Below are 6,000 nucleotides of genomic sequence, written 5' to 3' on the forward strand. Positions count from 1 at the left end.
GTGGGCATCGCGCCCACCCCATTTCTTAGGCCAGTTCGAATTCGGCCGGGGGGACGCCCAGTTCCTTGCAGATCTTGATCGCGACCGTTTTTTCGCGGGCGTCGAAATTGCCGTCCGCCGACGCGATGGCGATCACCATGCGCACCAGCAGGCGCGCCGCTTCGGCGTTCGATTTCATCTTGCCCAGTGCCTGGTAAGCCTTCGATTCGCCGATATCCTTGTCGAATTCGAGCTGGCCCACGTGTTCCTGGAAGGCCTTGATCACATCGTTGGTGGTGAAGACCGACAGCGCGTCGTGGGTCTCGATGAACTTGACCATTTTTTGCTTTTCGTCCGACGTGATGCTACCGTCGGCCATGGCGATCAGCGCCGAACCGGCCATGGCCGCGTTCATGAAATCCTTGTTCTTGAATTTCAGTACTTCCGTTTTCATTTCACCGGCTTTGTTTTTCAGGCGAGTCAGAAAGTTGTCGAAACTCATGGTGTACTCCGGTTTGCAAGTTGATAAGAACGGCAATCTTACCCTGATTTTCGGCTTCGCCGCAGCAAACCGGCGCTCCTTTAAGCCGTCCGTAACAAAACCCGCCTAAAACCGGGCGTGGTAGGTCAGATCGGCGCTACGCGGCGCGCTCAGGATGACCTGGCTGTTCACGTTGGCCCCGCTCCAGCCGGCATACAGCTTGTCGCCCAGGTTACGCACGCGCAGGGTCAAGTCGCCGGAGCCCAGGCGCCAGCTGGCGTACACATCGGCCGTGGCGAAGCTGTTCATGCGGATCGTGTTGGCGTTGTCGGTGTAGCGCTCGCCCGTGTAATTGAGGGCGGCGCCCAGCTTGAGCGGCAGCTGGTCCACCTTGTAGTCGACCCACAGGTTGCCGGTTTTCCTGGCGACGTTGGGCGGCAAATTCCCCGCGCGCGACACATTGCCCGCTTCGATCAGCTGGTCGAACTGGGCATCGAGCACGGCCACGTTGCCGTTGATGCTGACCTGGCGCGTCGGCCGCCACGCCGCCGCCAGCTCCACCCCGGTTGATGATTGCTTGCCGCTGTTGACGGTCAGGGTTGGCACAGCCGCGTCGCGCGAGAGGATGTTATCGAGGCCGATCCTGTACAGCGCCAATCCATCCGGTGTCAGGTCTGACATTCGGACACGAGCCCAGCTGCTATTGCCAGCTCAGTTCGTGTCCGTTTGTCAGACCTGGCACCGGCGGTACAGCTCAGTTCGTGTCCGTTTGTCAGACCTGGCACCGGCGGTACAGCTCAGTTCGTGTCCGTTTGTCAGACCTGGCACCGGCGGTAGGTCCCGCTACATCAGGCAAGGTGAGCAGCCGGGCGAACCGCTTTGTTGTCGAGGCTGTACGCACCGGCGCCAAAGGCCACCACTTGCAGCAAGCCACCGGCCATCGCCAGGTTTTTCAGCAGGTGAATCAGCTGGTTCTGGTCGCCGATCGCATGGTGGAACACCAGCCCGGTCACGATCGAAAACAGCGCCAGGCCCAAGGCCACCAAACGGGTTTTGATGCCCAGGGCGAGCAACAGGCCGCCCACCAGTTCGACCGCGATCGCGATGACCAGGCCGGCCGAGGCAAGCGGCAGGCCCATGGCCTCGATGTAGCCGATGGTGGCTCCCGGCGCCATGATTTTACCAAGCGCGCTGAAGATGAAGATCGCGGCCAGCAGCACGCGGCCAATGACGGGGATGACGGAAGTATTGTTGGTGGTGTTATTGGTGCTGGTGTTCATGGTAAGTCCTTTTAATAGCGTAGTCAGATTGTTGGGTACAGCACTTACATCAGTTTTGCCGCGCGCAGCTGGGCGCCGATACGATCGATTTCTTTCTCGCCCCTGGCCAGCGCTTGCGCGTTGGTGTGGACCGAGTAATAGCCAGTCACCAGCTCATGCGGATGCTTGGGGGCGGAACCGAGCACGAACTCGGTCCGGCCCTGGGCCACAAAGTCGATTGCGCCCTCGCCTTCTTCGAACACCGCCACTTCGCGCTTGACGACGGTACCCGCTGTTTGCAGCGCGCCGCTGGCGACCGACACCCAGGCCACGTCGTGGCCGGCGGGCGGCGTGTAGGTCCATTGTTCGCCGTCGGCCAGTGTGACGTGCAAATAGTTGATCGGGGCGCGTGGACGAATCAGGCTGCTGGCGTCGCCGTAGTTGCCGATGATGACGCGGGCCGGGCCATGGCTCGGCACTTGCTGCGGCGACAGGTACTGGCTTTGCGCAGGGCCGTTTTCATCTTCTTCGGGCAGGGCCAGCCAGAGCTGGAAGCCGGTGACCGGCTGGCCGGGAAGCGCGCCGCCGTCGTGCCAGACGCCGCCGCCGGCGCTCATCCACTCCACCCCGCCGCTCGGCAGCACGCCTTCGCTGCCGGTGGTTTCGGTGTAGGCGATGGCGCCGTCGAGCACGACGGTGACGGTGGCGATGCCCGAGTGCGGGTGCATGCCCATGTTGCTGCCGTTGGCGCCGAGCTGGAACAGGTCGAGAAACACAAATGGCTTGATCAGCTGGCCGATATCGCCGGGGCTGACCAGGCGGTTGATGCCGCCACGACTGCGGCCGGCGGAACGCACTGCCAGTTGACGTTGCGCTGCTGGGGTTTGCTTGAGTTGCGATTGATTCATGTTCATGGCGTCCTCCGGTATGGGTTGGTAGTGCATGAATGAATCTTATGCCTCCTTCAGGCATCCAAGAAGCCTATATAATCAGATCGATAGTATCCAAGGAATAGATATATGCTTGACGGAATGTCGATGGACCAGTTGCGCACCTTCATTGCGGCAGCCGATGAAGGGAGTTTTTCCGCCGCCGGGCGCAAGTTGCGGCGCGCGCAGTCGGTGGTGAGCACGACCCTGGCCAATCTGGAGGCGCAGGTGGGCTTCGCGCTGTTCGAGCGGACCGGGCGTTATCCGCAGCTGACCGAGGCGGGCCGGGCGCTGCTGGAGATGGCGCGCGCGGCGGCGCACAGCATGGATGAGTTCAAGGCCAAGGCGCGCAGCCTGGCGGAAGGGCTGGAACCGGAGCTGGCGGTGGCGGTGGATGTGATGTTTCCGATCGCCAACCTGACCTGCGCGGTGCGCGCCTTTCATGAAGCGTTTCCGTCGACGCCGCTGCGGCTGTACGTGGAAGCGCTCGGCGCGGTGTTGCAGCCTTTGTTGGATGGAAACTGCAGGGTGGCGGTGATCGGCTCGCTGCCGGAAATTCCGCCCGGCTGCGCGTCCGAATATTTGCTGAGCGTGGCGGCGGTGACGGTGGTGGCGCCAACGCATCCCTTGGCGGCGCTGCAAGGCATGGTGCTGCGCTCGGTGGCGGCCGAGCATATCCAGCTGGTGTTGACGGACCGCTCATCGCTGACCGCGGGTCGCGATTTCGGCGTGTTGTCCACGCGCGTCTGGCGCCTGGCGGACCTGGGCGCCAAGCACGCTTTTTTGCGCGCCGGCCTGGGCTGGGGGCACATGCCGCGCCACATGGTGGAGGACGACCTGCGCAGCGGCGCGCTGGTGCCGATTCACCTTGAGCTGTTTCCAAGCTCGGGGCCGGGATTTTCGATGCATGCGATCCACCTGGCGGACAATCCGCCGGGCCGCGCCGGACGCTGGTTCATCGACAAGCTCAAGCAGGGCTAGGGCAGGATGCTGACCTTGTCGCCAGGTCGCACCAGCTCATACAGCTCGCGCATCTGTTTGTCGTCGAGGGCGATGCAGCCCCAGGTCCAGTCGCTGCCGGCGCCTTTGCCGTGGATGAAAATGTCGCCGCCCATCGGGGTCTGCTGGGACGGTGCGCGGCCTTGCTGGATGGCCGTTTCGATGGCGGCCTGCTGCGCGCCCGAAATCACGCCGGCCTTGCGCGCGAGGGCGGCATCGTCCAGGTTGGGATAGCTGATGCCGAGCGAGAGGTAGTACTGGCTCTGCGGATTCTTGTGGGTGATGACGTAGCTGCCCTCGGGCGTCTTGCGGTCGCCCTGGCGCAGCTTGCGGCCCACAGGCGAGCCGCCCAGGCCGATCTTGTAGGTGCGCGCGACGCCGTCGCCTTTGTATTCGAGCACGCGCTTGGCTTTGTAGACGGTGATCTGCGCGGCCCAGGCGGCTCCGCTCGCCACGCAAAGAAAGAGCGCAAGGATGACACTGGGGTAGTTCAGCATAGGATGCGGCATCAAGAAAGTTAGAGAAACACCATAGCGAGCGCAATGATCAACGCCCCGGCCGCGATCATGATCCAGGACGGGCGTTCGCTTGCGAAGATCATCTTGCCGGGATCGTTGGCGTCGTACAGGACGCGGACCAGCCGGGCGGCGACGAGATCGGGCATGATTTCCGCAGGAAACGATCGCGTGCTAACGACCTTCACGCCTTTGTCGGTGGTGAAGGAATACTCAGGCTGCTGTTTCTTTCCGTTCGCCGTCTCCGGCACGGTAAATGCCTTTGCGCTATCCATCAGGGCCGGGCGGCCATCGGCATGCATGCGCTGCACATGCATGCGCTCCTTGAATCCGAACCCGATCATCAGCAGCCCGGCCAGGCAGGCTGCGGATTTGGGCCACCCCATTCGATCAAACATCGTTACCTCGTTCATTCATTAAATGGATTGATAGCGCCGTGGCGATTTACCACCAGGCGCTGCGGAACCAGTCTTTTCGTATGCCGATAAGCAATGCAGGCATCAGGACCAGCACCGCCGTCGCCACAACGAGCAGCCAGGCGAGCAAGGGCGACAAGTCGATGATGCCGTGCAGGGTGTGCGCGTGCTGTTCCGAAAGGCGGTAGGGGTCGAATGGAATCATCGACAGTGCAATGGTGAATGCCGACAGCACGCTGACGCAGGAGACGTAAAAGCGGCCCCATGCCACGCGCCGGTACAGGCCGACGATGGTGGCGCACAGCCAGATGAAGAACACCAGCATCATCACATTGTGATTATCCAGGATAAAGACCCGTGCGCACCAGGCGGCCATCGCCGTCAGGACGACGAAGATAAGATACTGGGCAAGGCGGGCATACAGCGGCATTGGAAGAGACATGGAGAGTACTGCTCAGGTGTAAGAAAACGGGTGGACGGGCGGCTCAGGCCGGTGGCCGGGCGGCGGAAAACAGGCTGCTCACGGGCGAAAAATAGGCCAGTGCCAAAATGGCGCCCCAGACCATTGCGGCCATGTCCACCAGCATGTAATCGAGCCACGACAGGACCGTCGTTCCCATGAAGGGCGGCATGATCATGCCGGCAACCGTGAACACGAGCGAGAAAGTCCGCGCCCACGACTTGAACATGAACATCCCGGCCAGCCCTGCCAGCGAACCGATGGCTAAAGGAACAATGATCGACATGGACAGGGCCAGATTGGTGACGTCCCAGGCGACTGGCTCGGCTTCGGATGCCGCCTGCATTGCGGGCGAGATGAGGTTGGAGCAATACCAGGACGCCACGATTGCCGCGCCCGACAGGATGATGTACAGGCACAGAAGCAGGCGAAAGCGATACGCAGTCATGGCCGGTCCGCCGTGCGCTCGACATAGCGTTGATCGAACTTGATGTCATTGGTATTGACCTGGCACCAGGCGATGTCGGCGAAAGCCTGGGCCGCCAATTCGTCGTCCCAGCGGCCGGTGCCGGAAAACCACGGCATCGCGACTGCGGCCTCGCTGAGCTGGTCACCCTGGCCGATGATAAAGCGATGTTGCGCGAGTTGATGCATGAAGTAAGCCTTGGAACTGACAGGTATGAGACGACGGAAGGTTTTCCAATATGATTGGAACTTGACATCCTCCCCTCCCTACAGGAAGGGGATTCCTACGGCGCCGCGTGATGATCTACGGGTCGCTTCGGTGGGTTCCTGCTTCATCGAGCGGCCTGACTGCGCCGACTCTCCACAGGCCAAGACGCGATGTCCTCGCGCTAAAACATTCATCGCGCCGACCACATCGGCGTGATTTTCGTAGCCACAATCGACGCACAGAAACGACGCCTGAGTCTGCCGATTGTCTTTTGAGACGTGGCCGCAAG

General features: G+C 61.9%; 11 protein-coding genes. 1 reads left to right on the plus strand and 10 read right to left on the minus strand.

All coding sequences use genetic code 11. From position 1 onward, the window contains the following. Positions 1–25 precede the first annotated feature (25 nt). The 4 genes from F1735_RS09360 to F1735_RS09375 form a co-directional block, all read right to left on the minus strand. Positions 26–481: a tellurite resistance TerB family protein gene (locus tag F1735_RS09360; RefSeq protein ID WP_167236686.1), complete on the minus strand. Its 456-nt coding sequence runs from the start codon at positions 479–481 to the stop codon at positions 26–28. Positions 482–586: 105 nt separating this feature from the next. Beyond that, a complete protein-coding gene (locus F1735_RS09365; RefSeq protein ID WP_167236687.1) occupies positions 587–1,141 on the minus strand; it encodes a TonB-dependent receptor domain-containing protein in 555 nt (184 codons plus the stop codon). Between the two features lie 167 nt (positions 1,142–1,308). Beyond that, on the minus strand, positions 1,309–1,740 hold the full coding sequence (locus tag F1735_RS09370; RefSeq protein WP_167236688.1) for a DoxX family protein: 432 nt from the start codon (positions 1,738–1,740) through the stop codon (positions 1,309–1,311). Between the two features lie 44 nt (positions 1,741–1,784). Beyond that, positions 1,785–2,633 (minus strand): pirin family protein, encoded by an 849-nt coding sequence (locus tag F1735_RS09375; RefSeq protein WP_167236689.1) that lies wholly within the window; start codon positions 2,631–2,633, stop codon positions 1,785–1,787. 105 nt (positions 2,634–2,738) lie between these two features. On the opposite strand from F1735_RS09375, the gene F1735_RS09380 reads away from it, so the two are divergent. Continuing rightward, positions 2,739–3,629 (plus strand): LysR family transcriptional regulator, encoded by an 891-nt coding sequence (locus F1735_RS09380; RefSeq protein WP_167236690.1) that lies wholly within the window; start codon positions 2,739–2,741, stop codon positions 3,627–3,629. On the opposite strand, the gene F1735_RS09385 is transcribed toward F1735_RS09380, so the two are convergent. The 6 genes from F1735_RS09385 to F1735_RS09410 form a co-directional block, all read right to left on the minus strand. Beyond that, a complete protein-coding gene (locus F1735_RS09385) occupies positions 3,626–4,144 on the minus strand; it encodes a L,D-transpeptidase family protein (RefSeq protein WP_167236691.1) in 519 nt (172 codons plus the stop codon). The genes F1735_RS09380 and F1735_RS09385 overlap by 4 nt on opposite strands. 20 nt (positions 4,145–4,164) lie before the next feature. Next, positions 4,165–4,560, minus strand: a complete 396-nt coding sequence (locus F1735_RS09390; RefSeq protein ID WP_167236692.1) for a hypothetical protein — start codon at positions 4,558–4,560, stop codon at positions 4,165–4,167. A 46-nt stretch (positions 4,561–4,606) separates the two neighbouring features. Further along, positions 4,607–5,020 carry a hypothetical protein gene (locus F1735_RS09395; protein WP_167236693.1) on the minus strand — a complete coding sequence of 138 codons (414 nt, stop codon included), beginning with the start codon at positions 5,018–5,020 and terminating at the stop codon, positions 4,607–4,609. Positions 5,021–5,063: 43 nt separating this feature from the next. Further along, positions 5,064–5,486: a hypothetical protein gene (locus tag F1735_RS09400; protein WP_167236694.1), complete on the minus strand. Its 423-nt coding sequence runs from the start codon at positions 5,484–5,486 to the stop codon at positions 5,064–5,066. After that, the gene (locus F1735_RS09405; protein ID WP_167236695.1) at positions 5,483–5,692 is read right to left on the minus strand and encodes a hypothetical protein; all 210 of its coding nucleotides are present in this window, start codon (positions 5,690–5,692) and stop codon (positions 5,483–5,485) included. Before F1735_RS09405 ends, F1735_RS09400 begins: the two co-directional genes overlap by 4 nt. A gap of 78 nt (positions 5,693–5,770) precedes the next feature. Then, on the minus strand, positions 5,771–6,000 hold a 230-nt coding region (locus tag F1735_RS09410; RefSeq protein WP_167236696.1), incomplete at its 5' end, for a zinc ribbon domain-containing protein.

Origin of the sequence: Massilia genomosp. 1, assembly GCF_011682185.1 — a bacterium.
In the GTDB taxonomy this organism is placed as follows: domain Bacteria; phylum Pseudomonadota; class Gammaproteobacteria; order Burkholderiales; family Burkholderiaceae_D; genus Telluria_A; species Telluria_A rubra.